We start from the raw sequence: 21,390 nt of genomic DNA, 5'->3' as shown, positions 1-21,390 counted from the left end.
GCCGGGTCGCGGGCTCGGCGAGAGGGCGGCCGGTCGGTCGCTCGACCATACGAAGGCTCGGTATCGCCCTGCTATCGGGCGCACTTCACCTGGGAGGGGGAGGACGCCAGCACACGGTCGAACGCCGCCTTGCGGACGGAGGCGGCCACCTCCGTGTGGGCCGTCTCCTCCGCGTGCAGGGCGTGCAGCGTGGGCAGCCGGTAACGGAACCAGCCGTCCGGGCCGGTGTCCGCCACCTCGATCAGGGTGGCGTCGACCAGCTCCTCGAGCAGCCGCTGTGCGGACATCGCGCTGACCTCGAGGAGGGCCTGGGCCTCCCAGACCGCGATGCACTCGCCGTCGATGAGTCCGAGGCGGGCGTAGAGGTCGGCGGCCGCGGGCGACAGCGTCCGGTACACGCTGTCCAGGACCCGGCGGAGAACGGGAGCCCCCGCGCTCAGCTCCTCCAGCCGGTGCCGGGGATCGCCGAGCCGGGTCAGCAGATGGGGAAAGCGCCAGTGCGGCTTGGCGACGAGGCGTGCGGCCGCCGCGGACAGGGCGAGCGGCAGGTGGTCGCACAGGGTGGCGAGGCGGTGCGCGGCGACCTTGTCCTCCTCGACCCGTCCGTCGTCCACGAGGGCGCCGAGCAGCGTCACGGAGTCCGCCGGGGTCAGTTCCGGCACGCTGAGGCGGACTTGCGCGGCGGTCGCCAGGACGCGCCGGCTAGTCAGCAGGACGCAGCACCGGCCCGCCTTGGGGACGAAATCATGGGCGACGCTGTCGTCGGGGACCCCGTCGAGGATGACCAGGAGCCGCAGTTCGCCGATCTGCCGGTGGAACTCCCTGAGACGGTCCTGGTAGGTGCGGGGGATCTCGGCGTCCGACATGCCGAAGGCCCGCAGCAGGGCGGCGGGGGCGTCGGCGGTGCCGGTCCGTTCGAAGTCGACGTAGAGCTGCCCGTCGGGAAACGCGTGCGCCGCCCTGCGGGCCCAGTGCAGCACGAGGGCGGTCTTGCCGATTCCGGGGCGGCCCATCACCAGGCCCACGGACGATATTCCCTCACGTGCCCGGCGGAGCAACGCGTCGAGAGAGCGGATCTCACCGTCGCGGCCGATCAACTCCACGGCGGCCGACCGCATTTGGGGAAGGACGGCGACGGCGTTCAGCGGAGCGGCCGGGTCGGCGGCCGGCATCAGGTCGGAGGCCTCCTGAAGGATGGCCGTGTGCAGATCCTGGAGGACCCGGCCGGGTTCGAGGCCGATCTCCTCGCGGAAGACCCGCTGCGCCTGGCGGAAGAGGGCGAGGGCCTCGGACCGGTGGCCCGAGCGGTAGTGGGCGAGCATGAGCGCGGCTCGCGCCTGCTCCCACAGCGGCCGGTCGTGCACGAGGGCCGTCAGCTCGGAGATGACCTCGCGATGCCGGCCGAGCTGGAGTTGCAGGGTGGCGTACTGCTCGTAGGCGGTGAGCCTGCGGTGGTCCAGGAGTTCCGCCTCCGTCTCCAGGACGGGGCTGGACATGTCGGTGAGAACAGGGCCCCGCCACAGTCCGAGCGCCTGTCCGAGCCGGTCGGCGGCGGCGCCGACGTCTCCGTGGCGTGCGAGCGTCTGCGCGGAGTCGACTCCGGCCGCGAACTCCATCGAGTCGATGTGGTGTCCGGCCGGGCGCAGCAGGTAGCCGGGCGCGGAGGTGGCGATCAGTTCGCCGGTGTATCCGGCGGTCCGGAACGCCTTGCGCAGGCTGGCGACGCAGATGGCGATCTGGGTGCGGCACGTCGTCGGCGGCCGTCCGTTCCAGACGGCTTCGACCAGTTGGTCGATCGACACGACCCGGTCGGGCGCGAGGAGCAGCATCGCCAGGACGATGCGCTGGCGGGGTCCGCCGATCTCGACTTTTCGCGGTCCTACCCACGCCTCCAGCGGGCCGAGAACCTGGAAGGAGATGGCCGGTTCGGTCCGTTCGGTCCGTTCGGAATGTGCCTGCTGCGCTCGAATGTGCGGAGGTATTCCCTCTGCTTTTATTGGTATGGTCAATGACACTGCAGTCGCATGATGCATTACTAAGTCCCCGTTAGTTACCGCGCGACCAAGATCTTGATTTCGTTCTAGGCAATCTTGATCAGTTCATGTGCCTTCGTAAACCGAAGAGGCTGCCAAATGTGTTTGGCAGCCTTTCCGTCGTTCCGTCTTCGTCCGCGCGCGTATCGCGCCGACGCGGATTCACCGGACGAGATTCCGACGGTTTCCTCTGTTTCGCGGGCAGGACGGGGCGGTGAGGTCAACACGCTCACCCGATCGATCTCGTACAGGACGACACTCCTGCCGCATTCCCCATTCGCACGGGCAACCGGCCGAAGGACACGGGCCGCGCTGGAAGCGCTTTCCCCTCCCAAGGTCGTCCCCTCCCCTCCCGCAGGCCCGCTCGAACCGCCCCGCACCGCTGCCACCAGGTCAAACGAGACCGTCCCAGGGAGCGAGGCCAGCGTCCACACCCTACTCCCACCGGTCGACCCGGCCGCCCGAAGAGGCTCCGAAAAGCTTCGTGATCTTGACCTCATGCATCGTCTCCGCGCCGTCGCGACCCTTTGCGCCGCACAGTCCCGGCCTTTTCGGCCCACATCGGGACCGCTCGCCCCGGGCAGCCGTGCAGCCACCGCGGTCCCCCGGCGCCGGGACCGGGAAAACGAGGTTTCGGTGGCGCGCTACCGCTGCGAGCGCACCCCCGCCGAAACCCGATCACACCAGCCCCGCCGGGACAAGTCCTTTCCGCACCGGCAGATTTCATATCCTGCCCGAAATCCGACCAACGGGGAAAAACAGACCCATGGCCCCCTGGCCCTCGCCGGCGGCGGCTCACGGCGCTATCCGAGGGTGAAGAAGACCATCGGGTTGTGGCGGCTGTCGCGGACGGGAATGTCGAGCCGCAGTTCCTTCTTCGTCCTGCTGAGGTGCTCGATGACTTCGGGAGCCTTCGCGGCCGAGGGGGTGAAGAAGCGCACTTTCCGTCCCGCGAGCCACTTCATGAGGACCGAGCCCTCGCTGATCGGCTTCGGCCGGCGGCCGTGGAAGACGTCGTGCACGCTCGTCGGGGTTCCGGAGCGGACCTTCGGGAACACGTTCTCCAGGTACCAGCGGCCGAACCGGGCGCCGTGGTCGGCGTCTATGAAGAGATAGTCGGCGCGGCCGACGATGTCTCCGAGCGTCTCCCGCACATCGCCCTTGGTGAAGGTCCAGCGGTCGGCGGAAAGGTCGGCCGGAACGTTGCTGACCACCCGGTCGACGATGTCGAACGAATACAGGTGCCCCATGCCGTTGTCGCGCAGCGCACTGAGGATCCACATGGTGGACCAGCCGTAGAACGTGCCGATCTCGACCACCGTCTCGGGCCGGTGCTCACGCAGCAGCAGATAGGTGATCTCGGCCTCGTAGTCGTCGAGTTGGGCCTTCATCGACTTGCCGCGCTGCCGGAGGAACTCCCGTTGCGCGTCCCTGACGGCACGCAGGTCGTCCTGGTACTTCACATAGAGATCCGAAACCGCTTGCACGGTGAGGTCGCGCAGGGAGTTCACGTCACCCGGCACGGAAGCCGTGCCGGCACCGCTCTCCACCGCACCCGGGACATTGTTCGAGATGGCCACGAAATTCCTCCTGTTCAGACTGCTTCGACATACAATTGAGAAACGCTGAAAACCATAGGCCAGCGCGGCATTATTCGATTATCGGCCGATTATCGGGGAGATCGTCTGGCCGCCTTTTCCACGTCTTTGAAAGCCAGCAGAAGAACAGCGAGCAAACAGGCGAAAACAGGGATCCAAACGAGGCGGAAAGCCACCCAGGACGGATGCACCGGCGCCGTGTGGAGTCCGGGCCAGCGCTGCCCCAGCCCGAGCGCGAACACGGTGGTGGCGAGCATGGCCGTCTGGTGCCAGAGGAAGACCGTCATGGCCGAGAGGTTCAGCGACGCCACGGCCGCCCAGCAGAACTGTCCCGCGGTGGCCCGCGCCCCCAGCGCCTCGCGCTCGCCGGAGGCGAGCGGCGCGACCGGCTCCGTGGGCTGTCCGGTCAGCCGGCGGAGCGGGCCGCACAGCAGCAGTCCGAGACCGCACTGGGCCAGACCGAAGCAGACGGCCGCGAGGCTCGGCGGGTTCAGGTTGGACAGGGCGGCCCCGGGGACGCCGACCATGCTCGCCGGATAGCCGCACCGGAGCACCAGGACGGCCGCACCGGCCGCACCGCCGACGAGCAGGCCGGCCGCGTACCTGCGTCGGGCGAGGCCGCCCGCCGCCCAGAACACGCCCAGGGCGTAGGGCACCAGCCAGCCGGTGAGGACGTTCAGCCAGCGGAGAGAATCGACCCGTCCCGAGTCGCCGGCCAGCCCGCGCACCAGGTCCGTGGCCACCACCAGCGCGAAGGCCGCCGGCACCAGCCGGCCCGCGCCGCACCGCCTGATCAGCGGAGTGGCCGCCGTGATCACCGCGTAGACGCAGAGGAACCAGAGCGGCGACACCGCAAGCCGTACCAGGGTGCGGATCGTCTCGTACGCCACGCCCTCGACGGCCAGCCCGGCCAGCACCAGCCCCCACACGCCCAGCAGGGCCAGGGTGGGACGCACCAGCTGACGCAGGCGCTGGGCCAGCCAGGTCCGGTAGCGGGTCCCGTTCGCCACCGCGGAGGCGTGGCTCTGCGATCCGACCCGGCCGCCGACGAAGAAGAACAGCGCGAGCGGCTGCAACAGCCACGACACCGGCGCGAGGGCCGGCATGTGGTGCAGGGGGCTGTCGCCCGCCAGATGACCGCCCGCCTGGAGCACCACCGCGCTCACCAGCCAGTGGCCGAGCACCACGCCGAGGATGGCGTAGGCGCGCAGCACGTCGACCGCGCGGTCGCGGGAGAACGGAGTCGCCGCGTCGATCCGCAGCACCGCCCGGTGCAGTCGCCGCACCGGCGTCAGCCGGACGGGCCGTGCCGGCGCCAGGTCGTCCCAGACCACGGGAGCGGGGCGCTCGACGTCGGTGGTGACCCGCACATCAGCCATGGGTCACCTCCCGGCCCCGGCCCAGGCCGATGAGCGCGATGCTGCGCAGCGACAGGCTGCCGGGGCGCAGGTAGTCGCCGTGCCGGCTGTCGCCGACGGGGAGCCGTCGAGCGCCGAACCCCACGGACGCCGGGTCGGGGCCGAACCCCACTCTCTCGCCGAACAGGCCGTACTGGGCGTGCGGCACGTGCGCGATCCAGTCCCCGGTGCCGCGCCCCGCCCACACCGGGACGCCGGCGCCCAGCTCGGCCGCCGAACCGACGCCCATGCCCGGACTGCCGAAGACGACGAGACCCGTCAGCGCGGACCGCGCGGACCCGCCCAGGGCGCGCACCGCGTCCCCGCACACCACGGACCCGTACGAATGGCACATGAGGGCCACGGACGCGCCGGGGTTGATTCCCCGCAGCCGCTGGAGCTGGCGGACGAGCAGCCGCCCGCCCTCCTGCGCCCGGTCCTGGGTCACGGTGTCGCGGCTCTTGGTGCGGGGCGCACGGTAGCCGTACCACCCGATGACGGCGACCCGCGTCCGCGGTGCGACGGCCCGCATCTGCGCGTACAGCGCCCGGCTGCCGCCGGCCACCGAGCCGTGCCGGGAGCCGAGGTGGTCGAAGGTGTCGACGGTGGTGTCCGAGCCGGGGACCAGCAGGGCGACGCGCTGCGCGTGCGCCAGGTCTCCGAGCACCTCCACCGCCTGGCCGTCACCGTCGGCGGAGACCTGGAGGAAGTCGCGGTCGGGGGAGGCGAGAGCGTCCAGCGCGCGGGCCCGTCCGTCGTCGCCCATCCGCCGTGCCGCGTCGGCGGCCCGGGCGAGGTAGCGCCGGTTCTCGCGGTAGAGGCCGGGCAGCTTCCCGGCCGCGACGGCCGCCTGCCGGGGCGCGGGCGGCAGGCCGGGCACGGGGTTCGCGGCAGCGGCCGTGACGGACGCGACGATGCAGCCGGCGACGCCGGTTATCAGCATGGCGAGTCTGATCCGCGCAGCACGCATGGACGGTTCTCCTTCGTCTGGGCATGGGTCGGCTCGACGCGTCGGACCGAGGGAAGAGCGGCGTCGAGGACGCCGAGGTGATGGTGAGGTGGTGCGGTGGGGCCGGGCGGACCGCGACCGGACGGGGCGGCCCGTCGGCGCGGACGGTCAGATCCGGACCGGCATCTCCAGCACGACGGTGGTCGGGCCGCCGGGCGGGCTGTGGAGGGCGAGCGTGCCGTCGACCGCGGTCAGCCGTTCTCTCAGCCCCGGCAGACCGCTGCCCGCACCGATCCCGGCTCCGCCGCCGCCGTCGTCGCGGACCTGGATCCGCAGAACCTTGCCGATGACGCGCGCGTCGACCGACGCCTTCGTCGCTCCGCTGTGCTTCGAGACGTTGGTGAGCAGTTCGGCGACGCAGAAGTACGCCACCCGCTCGATCACCGGATCCGGCCGCTGGGACATCTCCACCGTCAGGGCCACGGGCACTTTGGCCTGGCCCGTCAACTGCGGCAGGGCGTCGGCGAGTCCGCGGTCGAGCGCCGCGGGGCTCATCCCGTCGATGAGCCGCCTCAGTTCCGCGATGGCCGTGTCGGTCTGGGCGCGGGCCCGTGCGACGAGGGCCCCGGTGCGTCCGGGGGACGGCTCGTCGCCCAGCGCGTCGGTGGCCAGCGACAGCGTCATGGCGATCGCGACCAACTGGGCCTGCGTGCCGTCGTGCAGGTCCCGCTCGACCTGCCGCAGGTCGCGAGCGCCCTCGGCGAAGGCGAGGGTGCGCGCCCGTTCCAGGGTTTTGACCCGCAGCTGGGAGGCGCTGGGACCGAGCAGCTTCCTGCCCAGCAGCCGGTGCGCCCGCATCATGGTGCGTGCCGCCACCGGGGCGACGGCCAGGGCGGCCAGTCCGCCCACGACCGCCGTGACCGCCAGCCACAGCGGCGGGCTACCGATCACCGTCCAGACGATCGACCACACGCCGAAGGCGGGCAGCGCGACCGTCAGCACGAAGGCGACCAGGTCGAGCGGGAGCCGCAGCGTGAGGTAGAGCACGCTGCGCCAGGCGGTCACGTCGGAGAGATGGCTCCTGATCCAGGGCAGCACGCCGGGCGCCGCCGCCGGCGGCGCGGGGGGATCGATGCCTTCGCCGAGCAGGGTCCTCATCAGCCGGACGTGGCCCCGGCCCAGGTGGCGGGCTCCCGCCAGGCCGAGCGCGAGCACCGGCAGCCCGATCACGGTCAGTGAGAGCAGCCCGCCGACGTAGAGGACCGCGAGGACGTAGGCCATGCCGAGGAGGGAGAGCGGCACCCCGGTGAGGGCGAACACGATCGCTCCCGGACGCGGTGTCCGTCGTCCGGCGCGGTCCCGGTCCGCCAGGCGGGGCGCGCTCACTGCACGGCCACGGCGGTGACCGCCGGCTCCGAGGTGGCCCGCATGCCGGTGGACAGGATCGTCACCACGGTCAGCGCCACGGGTCCCAGCACCAGCGGGGCGTAGGTGGCGAACGCGATCGTGGGAAGCAGCTCGCCCGTGGCCGCCCAGGCGAACGCCATGCTCATGGGCGCGGCGGCCAGGACGCCGAGCACCACTCCGGCCAGCGCGGTCAGGGTGGCCTCCGTGCCGAGCATGCGCATCAGCTGCCGCCGGGTCGCGCCGGTCAGGGCGAGCAGCGCGTACTCGCGCCGTCGCGCCGTGGTCAGTGAGGCGAGGGTGTTCACGGTGGCCACGGCTCCGAAGCCGGCCAGCATGGCGAGTTCCACCCCGCGCAGCCAGATGTCGCTCTCGGCGGAGGCGCTGGACGGAGCGACCTCCTGGAGGGTGCCGCTGACCGAGGCGAAGGTGCTGGAGAGTCCGACCAGCAGGGCGATCGGCACCACGGCGGAGGACAGCCGGTGGGCGTGCCCGCGCAGGTTGTCGGCGGCCAGGGCGCCGCCGGCGTCTCCCCCGTGCCTGCGGCCCACCAACCGGAACGGCACACCGAGCAGGACGATGGAGACGCGGGCCAGCAGGGGGCCGAGCAGCCCGACGGCGACCAGGAAGAGCAGCGAGCCGAGCAGGGCCAGCTGGGCGGACTTCTCGGCCGGCTGCCGGGAGGTGAAGACCACGAGGGGCACGGAACCCGCGATGACGAGGAGACCGGCGATGCCGCGGAGCCAGCCCGCGCCGGTCTGCTCGGCCGTCTGCACGAGCACGGTGGACGGCCGGCCGCGGACGACGCGGCGTGCGGCGATCTTCGCCGCGCCGACCCCGACCAGCAGGGTCACCGCCGTGCCGATCAGCAGCGGCCAGGGGGACCACACCACGGTCGCGTCCGCGGGGACGATGTCCCGGGCGGCCAGCTCTTCCAGGAACCGTCCGGCGCCCCATGCGCCGAGCAACCAGGCGGGCGGTGAGACGAAGAGGGTCAGCCAGAGGATCTGGCACCTGATCAGGCGCTTGATCTGGGCGGGCGTCGCTCCGCTGGTCCGGAGCAGGGCCATGTCCCGGGCCTGCCCGCGCACGGCGAACGAGAGCGTGTTGGTGACCGTGAACAGCGTCATCAGCATGGCGATCTCGCCGAACGCCCCCCCGATCACGCCCAGTCGCGAGCCCGCGTGGCCGTCGATCGCCGTGGCGACGAGGGAGCCGAACATGGTGATCACGGAGACGGCCATCAGGAGCACGGCGGCGGGTCCCGCGAGCAGGGAGGGCTTGGCCCGGAGCAGCCCCAGTGCGAGCCTCAGCATGCGAGTTCACTCAGCTTCTCGGAGATCTGCGCGGCGGACGGGCGCACCAGCTCGTCGACGAGGACTCCGTCGGCGAGGATGACCACCCGGTCCGCGAAGCTCGCCGCGACCGGGTCGTGCGTGACCATGACGCACGTGCGGCCGTCGTTCTCGACCCCCTCGCGCAGGAGCCACAGCACCTCGCGTCCGGTCGCGCGGTCGAGCGCGCCGGTCGGCTCGTCGGCGAACAGCACGCGCGGACGGGTGAACAACGCGCGCGCCACGGCGACGCGTTGCTGCTGGCCGCCGGAGAGGTGGCCGGGCCGTTCCTTCCTCCGGTCGGCGAGACCCACCCGCTCGAGGCAGTCGGCGACCGCCGCCCAGTCCACCTTGTCGCCCGCCAGCCGAACGGTCAGGGCGACGTTCTGCTCCACCGTCATGGCCGGCATCAGGTTGTACGACTGGAAGATGAACCCCGCCTCCGCGCGCCGCAGTTGGGCCAGGCGGCGCTCGGGCAGCGCGGTGATGTCGGTCGTGCCCCAGTGCACGGTCCCGGAGGTCTGGCGGTCCATGCCCCCCACGCACTGAAGCAGGGTCGACTTGCCCGATCCGGACGGTCCCATCACCGCGGTGAAGGTGCCGGGGGCGAAGCCGATGTCCACGCCGCGCAGAGCGTGGACCGCGGCACGGCCGCGGCCGTACGAGCGGTGCAGGTTCTCCGCGCGAATTCCCAGACCGCTTTCCACGGAAGGTCGGGCCATGGTCCCACTGCTCAGTGACATGCCTTCATTCTCGGCAACACGGCTGCTCAGGACCATCGTGCTACCTCCCGTCCCGGGGGTTCGGATATCCGCCCGTTGCTGAGGCCCTAGTCAGGTCTCAGCATTCCGGGCATTTCGGCCCGGAAGGTCCGTCTCGTCACCAAAGCGTGAGGGCTTCGGCTTGAGTACGGTCTCTCGTTTCTGTCTGCCGCTGGTGCGGCAGGGTCGCGCCACCTGCCCGCCCCGTCTCCGCCGTGCGGCGGGGGCGGGTGGCGCGGGTCTTACGGTCGGCTCCACGAGGCTTCGGCACCACCACGGTGGTGTCCTGGTCTGCGGCCACTCCGGTACCAGTCATGCAGGCCGCCGCGAGGGCGGCGAGGTTGAGCGCGGCGTTGTCGTCCCGGTCGATGACCAGGTGGCAGGCATCGCATTCGTAGGTCCGCATGTGCAGCGGCAGTTTGGCTTTCACCGCGCCGCACCCGGAACAGGTCTTCGAGGAGGGGTACCAGCGGTTCGTGACCACAAGGCGGGTGGCGTGGCGCTGGCCGGTCTTGTAGGTGAGCAGGCGGCGGATCTCCCCGAACCCGGCGTCGGCGATGCGGCGGGCCAGACGCCGGTTGCGGAGCATTCCGGCGACGTTGAGGTCCTCGACCACGACGGTGCCGTACTCGGCGGCCACGGCGGTGGTGAGCTTGTGCAGGGCGTCCTCGCGGAGGTTCGCCACCCGGTGATGCACGCGGTTGCGGGCCGCGTTGGCCTTCTCCCAGCGGCGGGACGGCTTCTGCCCGGTGCGCCGGTCGGGGCCCTGGCGCCGGGACACGGTCCGGGAGGCGCGGCACAGCTGCGCGCGGGCGGCGTCGTAGTGGCCCGGGTTCGCGACGGTGCGGATCTCGCCGGTGCTGTCGGCCATCACGGCGAGGGCCTTCACACCGAGGTCGATGCCGACCGCCACATCCGGGCGAGCCACGCGCACGATGTCGCGCTTGACCTCGACCTGGAACGAGGCGAACCAGCGTCCGCGCTCGTGCCGCACGGTCGCGGACAGGATCCGGGCTGTCCCGGCCTGGACGCGGCCGAGGAGCTTCACCGTCGGCTCGTGGGTGCGGATCGTCCCGAGGCGGGGGAGGGTGACGTGCCGGCCGTCGGCGTCCGCACGGATGGTGCCCGTGGTGAACCGGCAGGCAAGACGCGCCTTCCGCTTCGACTTGAACCGGGGGCCGCCCATCCGGGCGCCCTTGCGCTTGCCGTTCTTCGACTTCGCGTAGTTGTCGAACGCGGACGACGCGTTCGCGAGGCCGGTGGAGTACGCCTCCTTGGAGTTCTCCTCCCACCAGGCGGAGAAACGCGGGTCGGTGTGCTTGGCCTCGTTGAACGCCTTCCGCAGCGACGGAAGCGACCATGGCCGCCACTCGGTCAGCGACTCCTCGGGGATCCCGTAGGTCTCCTCCGCGCGGCGCTGCCACCACGCCGCCGTCACCCAGCCCACAGCCCAGTTGTACGCGGCCCGCGCGGCACCGCAGTGCGAACGCAGCGCGGCCTCCTGGGTGGCGTTCGGGTCCAGGGCGAACCGGAACGCCTGCACCACGAACCCGGGCTGCGGCTGGAACTTCTTCATTCGGCGTCCTCGCCGGTCGCCACGGCCACCGCGCGAGCGGCCCGGTTCTTCGCCGCCCGCCGCCCATACAGGCGCGCGCACATCGACGTGAGGACTTCGGTGATGTCCCGGACGAGGTCATCGGCGGTCTCGGTGGGGTCGAGGACGACCAGACGCCGCCCGGACGCCGACAGGACCGCTTCGAGGTGCTCGACACCGAACCGGGCAAGCCGGTCGCGGTGCTCGACCACGATCACCGCGACCTGCGGGTCGGACAGCACCCGGTGCAGCTTGCGCCGCCGCCCGTTCAGCCCCGAGGCGACCTCGGTCACGACTTCCGCGACCGGCAGGCCAAGCCCGTTCGCCCCGTCCACCACCCGTGACGCCTGCCGGTCCAAGTCGGCTTTCTGGTCGGCTGACGAGACACGGCAGTACGCCACCACCCGCCCCGCCACCGCAGAGGCCTCCGCAGTGGGCTCGGCGACCAGCCACGTCCCGGACGGCGCTTGGGTGACGGGAACGGGCATCTTGCCGTCCTTCACCCATCGCCAGGCGGTCTGGTAACTCACGCCCTGCTGCCGCGCCCACTCCGAAAGCTTCACAAGATCAAGATATCCGCGACGTACGACTAGAAATAACTACAAATGACTAGAAAATCTGTAGCAGCTTTCACCCCCCGTCGACGTCCCCACCGCGCTCCCCCACCGCGATCCAGGCCCGCGCTCAGGTTTTGGACTCCTGGAGGTACGCCACGACGGCCTTGACGCGACGGTTGTCCGCGGCGGCCGGCGGAAGGTCGAACTTCGCGAAGATGGAGGCCGCGTGCTTCTCGACCGCTCGTTCGGAGATGACGAGCAGTTCGGCGATGGAACGGTTCGAGTGGCCCTGGGCCATCAGGTCCAGGGCCACTCGTTCGCGCTCCGTCAGCCGGTCGAGGGGACGGCTGCCGGTGTTGAACATACGGCTGACGATCTCCGGGTCGAGGGCCACACCGCCGGCCGCGACCCTGCGCAGCGCCTCGATGAAGTCGGCGGTGGCCGAGACGCGCTCCTTGAGGAGGTACCCGATGCCCGACGCCTCGCCGGCGAGCAGCCGGGCCGCCCAGGACGGCTCGGCGTGCTGGGAGAACACGAGGACGCCCACCTCGGGGTGGTCCGCACGGATCTGGACGGCGGCGCGGATTCCTTCGTCCGTATGGGTGGGCGGCATGCGGATGTCGACCACGGCGACGTCCGGGAGGTGTTCGGCCACCGCGGCGAGCAGTCCGTCCGCGTCGTCCGCGGTGGCGAGCACCTCACAGCCTCGGGCGGTCAGCAGTTCCACCATGCCCTCACGGAGAATGACCGAGTCCTCGGCGATGACCACTCGCACAGCGTGCCCCCTCGTCGGCGGTCGACCCGTTGCGTCGACCTCCGTTTCATTCAACCAGCACGTGGCCGTCGTCCGGGCGCTGCCCACGTGAGCGCCGCAGAGCGGTCAGCGCGAAGGTGCGCTGGAGCCAGCGGTCGCGGCCGTCGTAGCGGGGGGTGAACGCCGTGCGGCCGTGGGCGGTGACGTGGTTGTCGACGATGACCAGGTCGCCGGGGAGCAGTTGCGACGTCGTCGACACCCGCTCGAAGAGGGCGCCCAGTTCGGCGAGGGCGGCGGCCCCCTCCTCGGTGGCGGCCCGGGTGGCGGCGAAGTCGACGCGCAGGTCCGGATCGGTCCACGCGCCGCCCAGCACCGGGTGGTGGAGCGCGCCCTGACGGCCGGCTCCGAAGGACGGCGGAGCCTCGGTGGTGAACCCGGGGAGGCTGAGCGTCTTCCTGGCCGCCGGGCTGAGCAGGTCCAGGACCTCGCGGACGCAGGCGGTACGGGTGCCCGCGACGCCCTCGTGGTCCGTGCGCAGACACATCAGCATGACGTGGTCCGGGCGGTGTTCGTGGAAGGCGTTCTCGGTGTGGAAGGACAGCAGGACCGAGCCCGCGTTGCCCTGGAACTCCTCCCGGCCCGGGACGGGCACGACGTCCTGCACCAGGGCTCCGGACTTCTCCTGGAGATAGGCGGCGGGGTCGCCGAGTCCGCAGGCCACCATGAGGAGGATCGCGGCGGAGACGGAGGCCTCCCGCTGGACCGAGTCGGCGGCCGACGGGGTGCGCCGCGCCTCGTCGCCCACCGGGAGCCCCCGGATCAGCAGGCGTCCGCGGGGGCCGGAGTGCCGGCGGAACCGGCGGACCTCCCGGCGGAGCGGGGCGGGGAGGCCGTCCCAGGCGTCCCGGGCGGCGGCCACGAACTCGGGTGAGTCGACACGGCCGTTCGCGACGTGGAGCATCTCCCGCGCGACGGCCTCCACGGCGGCGGCCTCGCCGCCGAGTACGAGGACGGCGTCGTCGCGGACGCCGTTTTCCAGCAGCTCAGTCATCAGGCCACACCTGTCGTGGACATCATCGGCACGTCCTCGAGCCCTTCCAGTTCGCCGGCGAGCGCCGCGCTGCCGTAGATCTCCTCGACCCAGCTCCTGTGGTAGATCGAGTCCAGGTACCTGTCGCCCATGTCCGGTGCGACGGCCACGGCGGTGACGTCCGGGCCCGGCGCGTACTCGTCGAGCCAGCGCAGCGCGCCGCTGATCACCGTGCCCGTGGATCCGCCGAAGAGGAAGCCCCGTCTGGCCAGTCGGCGGCAGGCCCGCACGGTGTCCACCTCGGCCACGTGGACCACGTCGTCCACGTAGGACCGGTCGAGCAGGGGCGGGCGGACCCCCGTGCCGAGGCCGGGGATCTGCCGCGGCAGGGACGGCCCTCCGAAGGTCACCGAACCGACCGCGTCGACGGCGACGACCTTGACGTCGGGACGGTTCTCCTTGAAGTAGCGGGCGCACCCCATGAGCGTGCCGGTCGTGCCCGCGCCGATGAAGGCCACCTTCAGATCGGGAAAGCGCTCGGCGATCGCCGGCGCCGTCGCCCAGTAGTGGGCGAGCGCGTTGTTCGGGTTGGCGTACTGGTTGAGCCAGACATGGCGGTCGTCCGACTCGCACAGCTCCTTGACCAGACGCAGTCTCGCGCCGAGGAATCCGCCGTCGGCCGCGGGTTCCGTCACGACGTGCACCGTGCCGCCCATGGCCTCGATGAGCTGCTTCGTGGCCAGGTTGCAGCGGCTGTCCGTGACGCAGACGAAGCCGTAGCCCTTGCTGGCGGCGAGGATGCTCAGGGCGACGCCGAGGTTGCCCGACGACGACTCCACCAGGACCGAGCCCGGTCGCAGCACCCCGCCGGCCTCCGCCGCGTCGACCATGGCCCGAGCGGCCTTGAGTTTGATCGAACCCGCGAAGTTGAACCCTTCGCACTTCAGGTAGAGCCTGCGTCCGAAGGTCCGGTGGAGGTCGACGAACAGATCGTTCTCGTGGTACTGCTGCGGCTCTGAAATAATTGGCACAGCTCTCTCCCGTTCCGGGCAGTCGCCCCTAGCCGCCGTACCGGCTCATCTCGTGGAAAAAGTCCTCGACCACGTGAAGGCCGCCGCTTCTCGCCACCTGGTCGTAGACGTGGGCGCTGACGGCCAGGTCGAGCACGCCCAGGCCGAACGGGGAGAACACCACCGTGCGATCCGACGGCACCGTGGCGCGGCCCGTCATGACGTCGTAGAGGGTTCCGTCGAGGAAGTCCCTGTTGCCGGAGAGCTGTTCGGCCAGGTGCGGCGACGTGTCGGCCTTCAGGCAGTGCTCGACGTCGTCGACGTAGTTCGCCGAGTCGAGAATGATCTCCGGGGCCAGGTCGCGCAGCGAGACGTGGAGCACGAGCGGGTGATGGGCGAACAGCCGCGGGTCGGTGACGTGCGGAGCGCCCGCCACCGTGGCGAAGACGACCAGGTCGCTGGCGCGGATCAGGTCGTCCACGCTCGCGTGCACGCTCACCCGGCCGTTCTCGCCCGAGCGCGCCAGGTAGTCCGCGAAGCCGGCGGCGTGGTCGTCGGACAGGTCGTGCACGCCGACCTCGTCGAAGCTCCATCCCGTGCCCGCCAGATACGTGTGCAGGTAGCGGGCGATGAGACCGGTGCCGACGAATCCCACCCGGGTGGGGCGGGTCCGGCCGCGGGTGAGCCGGTCGGCGGCCAGCGCGGCCGACGCGGCCGTCCGGCTCGCGCTGATGATCGAGCTCTCCAGGCAGGCGTACGGATAGCCGGTGCGCGGGTCGTTGAGGATCAGGACCGCGGAGGCGCGGGGCAGCCCGGAGCTGACGTTCTCCGGGAAACTGGAGATCCACTTGAGCCCGTCCACGGCGTCGTCGCCGCCGAGCGACGCCGGAAGAGCGATGATGCGGGCCGTGGGCCGGTCGGGGAACCGGAGGAAGTACGATGGCGGGTTGACCGTCTTGCCGGTGCCGTGCGCGATGTAGGCGGCTTCGACGATCTCGGTGACCAGCTTCTCCTGCCCGCTCAGCGCGTGCTGCACCTGCCGGCCGGATATCACTGCGAAATCTGGGCTGTGCTGGGTCATGTGGGTCCTGAACCTCTATACGGAACGGGTGGTGGGATCCGCCATCGCGACGAGCACCTCGCGGGCTCCTTCGTAGGGCAGCCGGCTGTGCGCCATGCGGAGGTTGTCGACGAGCAGCACGTCTCCGGGCCGCCACGGCTCGGCGACGGTGACGGAGTCGTACACCTTGTTGATCAGCGCGACGACGTCCTCGGTGACCTCGCCGCCGTCGCCGAAACTCGTGTTGAACGGCAGGCCTTCCGTGCCGTAGACGTCGACCAGGTACTCCCGCACCTCGGGCGCCATCGTCCACTGGTTGAGGAAGGCGATCTGGTTGAACCACAGCCGCCGGCCGTCGGCGGGGTGACGCAGAACCGCGGGCCGGCGCTGGCTGGTGCGCAGTTCCCGGCCGTGCCACGTGAAGGAGATGTCGTTGGCCGCGCAGTACCTCTCGACCTCGGAGCGGTCGGCGGTGCCGAACGCCTCCTCCCACGGGACGCCGATCTCGTCGTTGTAGCTGCGGGTGAGCAGCCACCCCTCCCGTTCGAAGCGCTCCACGAGGTCGGCGGGCAGCTGCTCCAGGACACGGCCGGCGTCGGCCAGGGCGGTGGCCCCGCCGGTGGCGGGTGCGCTCAGGCAGGCGAAGGCCATGGTGGCCGGGAACTCGACCGCGTAGCTCAGCTCGTGGTGCATGCACATCGGCTGGTTCGGCGGCCACTTGGAGGAGGAGTAGATCCGGTCCTCGTACGTCCAGCGGGGCGCGAACGCCTCGCGTTCGGACATCAGGTCGCTTCCCAGGACCTTGAGGACCGCGGCGGCGCCCGCGGCGTCGGACAGTTCCAGACCGCGCACCAGTACCGCGCCCTGTGCGGCGACGACGCGGTACAGCGCATCGTGGTGCCGGGCGGCCCAGGCGGCCGGGTCCGGCGCGTCGGCGACGGTGACGACGGCCGGACGGCCCTCGTCCTGGCGTCCTTCGAGTCCGGCGAAGAGATCGGGGTCGATCGGCGGCACTTTCACACTCGCTCTCGTGGGTGCGTGTCGTGGACAGCCCGCACGACGGCGGCGGTCTGCGCCGGCCTGGTGCGGAAGAAGTGGTGTCCGCCCTCGGGCAGTTCGCGGACCTGGACGGCCCGGGCGAGGCGCCGCCAGGCGGGCAGGTCGCCCTCGTGGCCCCGGGTGGCGGGATCGTCGGCGGCGGTGACGAGGGTCAGCGGGGCCTCGATGAGCGCGGCCGGGGGGTTCTCCACGGCGTCGGCGAAGAACGTGTCCGCTTCCAGGACGTCGTGCCGGTAGGCCGCGCCGACCAGTGCCGCCCGGGCCGTGTCCGTCCCGGTGAGATCGGCGTAGCCGCCGTCTCCGCCGAGCCGGGCCGCGACCTCCAGGGGCGTGAGGGCCGCGATCTCGGCGCTGCGCCCGCGCCGGACGTCGGGGGAGCCGACGAGCTGGCCGCCGATCAGGACGGCCCGCAGGTCGTGCCCCGTCTGCTCCAGAAGGCGCGCGGTCGCCACGGCCAGGGCCGCCCCGGACGAGTGGCCCCACAGCAGGACCGGGCCGGTCGCGCACCGGCCGATCTCGCTCGCCACCGTCTTGGCGACGAGCTCCAGGGAGACGAACGGCTCGGTCTCGGCCGTGAGGTCGTGTCCCGGCAGCTCCACTCCGAGGACGGCCAGTCCGCTGTCCGCCAACTCGGCTGCCAGCGGGCGGAAGTTGACGGCGTTGCCGCCCGCGTAGGGGAAGCAGACCAGGGTGCCGGTCGGGGAGGGGGGCAGGAGGAGGGGGTTCAGGACGCCGGTCCCGGCGTCCGTCCCCTCGGGCCCGCCCGTTCCGTCGATGAACGCGGCCAGCTCGCTCAGCCGCGGGTACCGGGTGAGGTCCTTCAGCGACACGGCCCGGTCGAGCTTCACGACGAGGCGCACGGCCGAGAGGGAGGTGCCGCCCGAGTCGAAGAAGTGGCTGGTGCGGCCGACCCGTTCGGGCGCCAGGCCGAGCACGGCCGCCCAGGCGGCGGCGATCCGCTGTTCCGTGGGGGTGGCGGGCGGCTCCGGTCCGTCCTCGTCCGCCGCCGCGAGCTGCGCCAGCCGCTTCTTGTCGATCTTGCTGTTGGCCGTGAGCGGCAGCGCGTCGAGGCGGTGGAAACGGCTCGGCACCATGTACTCGGGCAGCGCGGCCGCCAGTCGCGTCCGCAGCTCGTCGGCCGGCACCTCGGCGGCCGCGGCGTAGAACGCCGCCAGGCTCTCGCCGACGACGACCACGGCCGTGTCGCGGATCCCGGCCACGCCGAGCAGCCGGTTCTCGATCTCGCCGAGTTCGATGCGGAAGCCGCGCAGCTTCACCTGCGCGTCGCGGCGGCCCAGGAACTCCAGCTTGCCGTCGGGACGCCAGCGGCCGAAGTCGCCGGAGCGGTAGAGCCGTTCGCCCGGCCGGTGCGGATCGGTGCCGTACGCGGCGGCCGTGCGCTCCGGGTCGTTGACGTAGCCGCGGCCGACGCAGATCCCTGCGAACACGATCTCGCCGGGCGATCCGAGCGGCACCGGTTCGAGGCCGGGGTCGACGACGTAGACCCGCACGTTGGCGATGGCCGACCCGAGGGGGACCCGGTCACCGTGCGGCGGCTCGGTCATCACCTCGTGGTTGGTGTCGTCGGAGGTCTCGGTGAGCCCGTAGGCGTTGACGAGGGCGGTGCCGGGGAAGGCCGCGAACCAGCGGTCGACCAGCTCCTTCTTGAGCGCCTCGCCGGTGGCCGAGAGGCAGCGGAGCCGGCCGAGGCCGCCGCCGTGCTCCTCCAGGTGCGACAGCACCACCTCGAGGTAGGAGGGGACCAGTTGGACCACGTCGGCGCCGCGGACGACCTCCACGAACCTCTCCACGTCGAGGATCGCCTCCTGCGGCACGATGAGGGTCGTGCCGCCGACCAGCAGGGCCGCGACGAGCTGCCAGAGCGAGATGTCGAAGCACTGCGGAGCGACCTGCGCGACGACGTCGTCCTCGCCCACCCCGAGGTCGTCGGTCTTCGCGTAGAGGTGGTTGAGCATTCCCTCGTGCTCGCACATCACCCCCTTGGGGCTGCCGGTGGAACCGGAGGTGAAGTAGATGTAGGCCAGCCGGCCGGGGCCGACGTCGGTCCCGAGGTCCGCCGGGTCCGCCCCGTCGCTCTCGTCGACGCGGAGCACGGTGACGGACGGGCGGTGGCGCAGCGCCTCGTCGAGGCTGGCGGTGCTTGCGGGTTCCGTGAGGACGAGGGTGCATCCGGCGCGGTCGAGGGTGGCGCCGACCCGGTCCGCCGGGAAGTGCGGCTCGATCGGCACGTACACGCCGCCGGCCTTGAACACGGCGAGGACGCAGGCCATCCAGTCCAGGTTGCGCTCGGTCACCACGGCGACGGGGTCCTCGGCGGCCAGGCCGCGGGCGAGGAGGGTCCGGGCGATCCGGTTGGCGTGGGCGTTCAGCTCGGCGTACGTGATCCGGCGCTCGCCCATGATCGCGGCGGTCTTGCCGGGGTGCAGGCGTACGCGGTCCTCGAACAGCTCGTGGAAGCGGCGGTCCGGGAGCTCGCGCGCCGGACCGGCCATGCCGACGAGCTGGTGGCGCCGCTCCTCGGCGGAGAGCAGGCTGCGGCCCTCGTGCGGGGCGTGCGGTTCCGCGGCGATGCGGTGCAGCGCCGTGTGGTGGTAGCCGGCGACGCGGGCCGCGTGGTCGGCGTCGAAGTCCTCGGTGCGGTACGTCAGCACCAGTGCGCCGTCGGCGACCGACACCCCGAACACCACGCCGTCGGGCAGTGCGCCGGGCGTTCCGCCGGCCATGGTCTCGAAGCCGTGGCCGGGTGCGGCGGCCGCGGCGTGGACGCGGTCCACGAGGCCGGCCCAGGTGGCGCCGGCCACGGGCACGAGGCGGGGCGCGGGGCCGAAGGCCACCTCGTCCTCACCGCTGAGGACGGCGACGACTTTCGCGTGCGCCGCTGACAGTTGTGTCGGCGTCGGTTCGTATTCCAGCGGAATGCCGACGGTCGCCGTGCCCGGCGCCGAACCGATTGTCGCCTGCCACCGCGGGACGGCGGTATGACCGGACCTCATGAGAGGCTCCTCCACTCGCGGAGTGTGAATGAGAAGAACGTAGGGGTGGGGGTTTCCCGACTGTTATCGATCACATTTCAGCGGCGTCGATAGCGGGATATCGCCGCGGGAACCGCGAAGCACATGAGGCCGACGCTCCACAGCACGGTGCCCAGGACAGGGCGGGCGACCGGCCCCCCGGCGAGCAGGTTGCGGCACGCGTCCGTCACCAGGGTCGTGGGGTTGGCCTCGGTGAAGACCTGGAGCCAGCCCGGCATGGTGCTGGTCGGCACCAGCATGGAACTGCCGAACTGGAGCGGGATCATCCAGATGAACCCCACCGACTGCACGGTGTTGGGGCTGCGGATCGTCAGGCCGATGAAGGCCGACACCCAGGCCAGCGCGGTGCCGTACAGCAGCGTGAGCAGCACCGCGGCCACGGCGGACAGGAAGTCGGTCTCCACGCGGAAGCCGATGGCGAGCGCGAACAGGAGCATGACGACCTGGCCCAGCAGGAGCCGGCTCATGTCCGCCACGATCCGGCCGGTCAGGACGGCCGACCGGGCGATGGGCAGGGACCGGAACCGGTCCATCACGCCGTTGTCGAAGTCGACGGCGAGCAGATAGCCGGTCGAACGGGACGCGAACATCAGCGTCTGCACCATGATGCCCGGCAGGAGGAACTGCCGGTAGTCGCCGGGACGGTCCCCCCAGATGGCGCCGCCGAAGACGTACAGGAAGATCAGGGTGAAGATCATCGGCATGACCACGGCGTCGAGGAGCTGTCCGGGGTCGCCGCGCAGCTGGAGCATGTTGCGCCTGGCGAGGGCGAGCGACTGCCTGACGACGTCCCGCGGCCCGTTCCGGGCGGAGCCGGCGAGCGGGGGCGTCCCGACGGTCGGCGCGATGTCGGTGGTCGGGGTCACGCGGCGCTCCTGGTCAGTTCGATGAAGGCCTCGTCGAGGCTGGCGACCTGGGTGTCCACGGCCTGCACCGCCACCCCCGAGGCGGTGACGGCCCGCACCGCGCGGGTCAGTTCGTCCGGTTCCACGAGCGGCAGCCGCACCAGGCAGGCCTCCTGGTCGATCCGGCCGTCCAGCCCCTCCAGCGCCAGGCTCCCGGCGAGGGCAGCCAGGTCCCGGGGGTGCGCGGGCCGTATCTCCAGGGTCCGGCCGCCCACCCGGGCCCGGAGTCCCGCGGCCGTGTCGGCGGCGATCACCCGTCCCTTGTCCACGACGACCACCGAGTCGGCGAGCGCCTCGGCCTCCTCCATGTACTGGGTGGTGAGCAGGAGGGTCGCGCCGGCCCGGGCGCGTTCCTTCACCATGGCCCACAGCTCGTTGCGGCTGTGCGGGTCCAGGCCGGTGGTCGGCTCGTCGAGGCAGATGAGCCTCGGCTCGCCCATGAGCGACGCGGCGAGATCGAGACGCCGGCGCATTCCTCCGGAGAACTGGCGCGCGGGCTTGCCGGCCGCTTCGGCGAGCCGGAACCGCTCCAGCATCGCGTTCGCCTCCGCGCGGGCCCGCCGGGCGGACATGCCCAGGAGGCGGCCGATGAGATACAGGTTCTCCCGGCCGGAGATGTTGTCGTCGACGGAGGCGAACTGCCCTGTCAGGGCGATGCAGCGGCGGACCTGGTGGGGCTCCTTCGCCACGTCGTGACCGAAGATCCGGGCCTGTCCGGCGTCGGGTCGCAGCAGGGTGGCCAGGACGCGCACCGTCGTGGTCTTCCCCGCCCCGTTCGGGCCGAGGAGGCCCAGGATCTGGCCGGCCGGCACCGCGAGGTCGACTCCGTCGAGGGCCCGGTGCGCGCCGAAGCGCTTCACCAGGCCCTCGACCTCGATGGCAAGGGTCATGG

General features: G+C 71.6%; 17 protein-coding genes. All 17 read right to left on the bottom strand.

Annotation, left to right across the window (positions count from 1 at the left end; translation table 11 throughout):
• Window positions 1-71 precede the first annotated feature (71 nt).
• Window positions 72-2,033: an AfsR/SARP family transcriptional regulator gene (locus OG802_RS22535; protein ID WP_329413089.1), complete on the bottom strand. Its 1,962-nt coding sequence runs from the start codon at window positions 2,031-2,033 to the stop codon at window positions 72-74.
• An 803-nt stretch (window positions 2,034-2,836) separates the two neighbouring features.
• Window positions 2,837-3,613 carry a class I SAM-dependent methyltransferase gene (locus OG802_RS22530; RefSeq protein ID WP_329413088.1) on the bottom strand — a complete coding sequence of 259 codons (777 nt, stop codon included), beginning with the start codon at window positions 3,611-3,613 and terminating at the stop codon, window positions 2,837-2,839.
• Between the two features lie 89 nt (window positions 3,614-3,702).
• Window positions 3,703-5,010, bottom strand: coding sequence for an acyltransferase family protein (locus tag OG802_RS22525; protein ID WP_329413086.1), 1,308 nt, complete (start codon window positions 5,008-5,010; stop codon window positions 3,703-3,705).
• Window positions 5,003-5,998 carry an alpha/beta hydrolase gene (locus OG802_RS22520; RefSeq protein WP_329413084.1) on the bottom strand — a complete coding sequence of 332 codons (996 nt, stop codon included), beginning with the start codon at window positions 5,996-5,998 and terminating at the stop codon, window positions 5,003-5,005. The genes OG802_RS22525 and OG802_RS22520 overlap by 8 nt, the downstream gene beginning before the upstream one ends.
• 147 nt (window positions 5,999-6,145) lie before the next feature.
• Window positions 6,146-7,297 carry a sensor histidine kinase gene (locus OG802_RS22515; RefSeq protein ID WP_329413083.1) on the bottom strand — a complete coding sequence of 384 codons (1,152 nt, stop codon included), beginning with the start codon at window positions 7,295-7,297 and terminating at the stop codon, window positions 6,146-6,148.
• A gap of 62 nt (window positions 7,298-7,359) precedes the next feature.
• Entirely contained in the window at window positions 7,360-8,697 is a 1,338-nt protein-coding gene (locus OG802_RS22510) for an FtsX-like permease family protein (RefSeq protein WP_329413081.1), read from the bottom strand.
• On the bottom strand, window positions 8,691-9,437 hold the full coding sequence (locus OG802_RS22505; RefSeq protein ID WP_329413079.1) for an ABC transporter ATP-binding protein: 747 nt from the start codon (window positions 9,435-9,437) through the stop codon (window positions 8,691-8,693). Before OG802_RS22505 ends, OG802_RS22510 begins: the two co-directional genes overlap by 7 nt.
• Before the next feature lie 157 nt (window positions 9,438-9,594).
• Window positions 9,595-11,052: an IS607 family element RNA-guided endonuclease TnpB gene (gene tnpB, locus OG802_RS22500; RefSeq protein ID WP_329413077.1), complete on the bottom strand. Its 1,458-nt coding sequence runs from the start codon at window positions 11,050-11,052 to the stop codon at window positions 9,595-9,597.
• The gene (locus OG802_RS22495) at window positions 11,049-11,633 is read right to left on the bottom strand and encodes an IS607 family transposase (RefSeq protein WP_329413076.1); all 585 of its coding nucleotides are present in this window, start codon (window positions 11,631-11,633) and stop codon (window positions 11,049-11,051) included. Before OG802_RS22495 ends, tnpB begins: the two co-directional genes overlap by 4 nt.
• A 121-nt stretch (window positions 11,634-11,754) precedes the next feature.
• Window positions 11,755-12,396: a response regulator transcription factor gene (locus tag OG802_RS22490; RefSeq protein ID WP_329413075.1), complete on the bottom strand. Its 642-nt coding sequence runs from the start codon at window positions 12,394-12,396 to the stop codon at window positions 11,755-11,757.
• A 52-nt stretch (window positions 12,397-12,448) separates the two neighbouring features.
• On the bottom strand, window positions 12,449-13,432 hold the full coding sequence (locus OG802_RS22485; protein WP_329413074.1) for a TauD/TfdA family dioxygenase: 984 nt from the start codon (window positions 13,430-13,432) through the stop codon (window positions 12,449-12,451).
• A complete protein-coding gene (gene sbnA, locus OG802_RS22480) occupies window positions 13,432-14,442 on the bottom strand; it encodes a 2,3-diaminopropionate biosynthesis protein SbnA (protein ID WP_329413073.1) in 1,011 nt (336 codons plus the stop codon). Before sbnA ends, OG802_RS22485 begins: the two co-directional genes overlap by 1 nt.
• 28 nt (window positions 14,443-14,470) lie before the next feature.
• On the bottom strand, window positions 14,471-15,502 hold the full coding sequence (gene sbnB / locus OG802_RS22475; RefSeq protein WP_329413072.1) for a 2,3-diaminopropionate biosynthesis protein SbnB: 1,032 nt from the start codon (window positions 15,500-15,502) through the stop codon (window positions 14,471-14,473).
• A 15-nt stretch (window positions 15,503-15,517) separates the two neighbouring features.
• Window positions 15,518-16,495, bottom strand: a complete 978-nt coding sequence (locus OG802_RS22470) for a TauD/TfdA family dioxygenase (RefSeq protein ID WP_329417309.1) — start codon at window positions 16,493-16,495, stop codon at window positions 15,518-15,520.
• A 2-nt stretch (window positions 16,496-16,497) separates the two neighbouring features.
• Complete coding sequence (locus tag OG802_RS22465) at window positions 16,498-19,554, bottom strand: non-ribosomal peptide synthetase (protein ID WP_329413070.1); 3,057 nt, start codon at window positions 19,552-19,554, stop codon at window positions 16,498-16,500.
• Window positions 19,555-19,631: 77 nt separating this feature from the next.
• Window positions 19,632-20,459, bottom strand: coding sequence for an ABC transporter permease (locus OG802_RS22460; RefSeq protein WP_329413069.1), 828 nt, complete (start codon window positions 20,457-20,459; stop codon window positions 19,632-19,634).
• Window positions 20,456-21,388, bottom strand: coding sequence for an ATP-binding cassette domain-containing protein (locus tag OG802_RS22455; RefSeq protein WP_329413067.1), 933 nt, complete (start codon window positions 21,386-21,388; stop codon window positions 20,456-20,458). The genes OG802_RS22460 and OG802_RS22455 overlap by 4 nt, the downstream gene beginning before the upstream one ends.
• Between the last annotated feature and the right edge of the window lie 2 nt (window positions 21,389-21,390).

This window comes from Streptomyces sp. NBC_00704 (assembly GCF_036226605.1).
Lineage (GTDB): Bacteria > Actinomycetota > Actinomycetes > Streptomycetales > Streptomycetaceae > Streptomyces.
The sequence above is the reverse complement of the archived record's forward strand: the minus strand, read 5'-3'. Positions and strand labels throughout refer to the sequence as shown.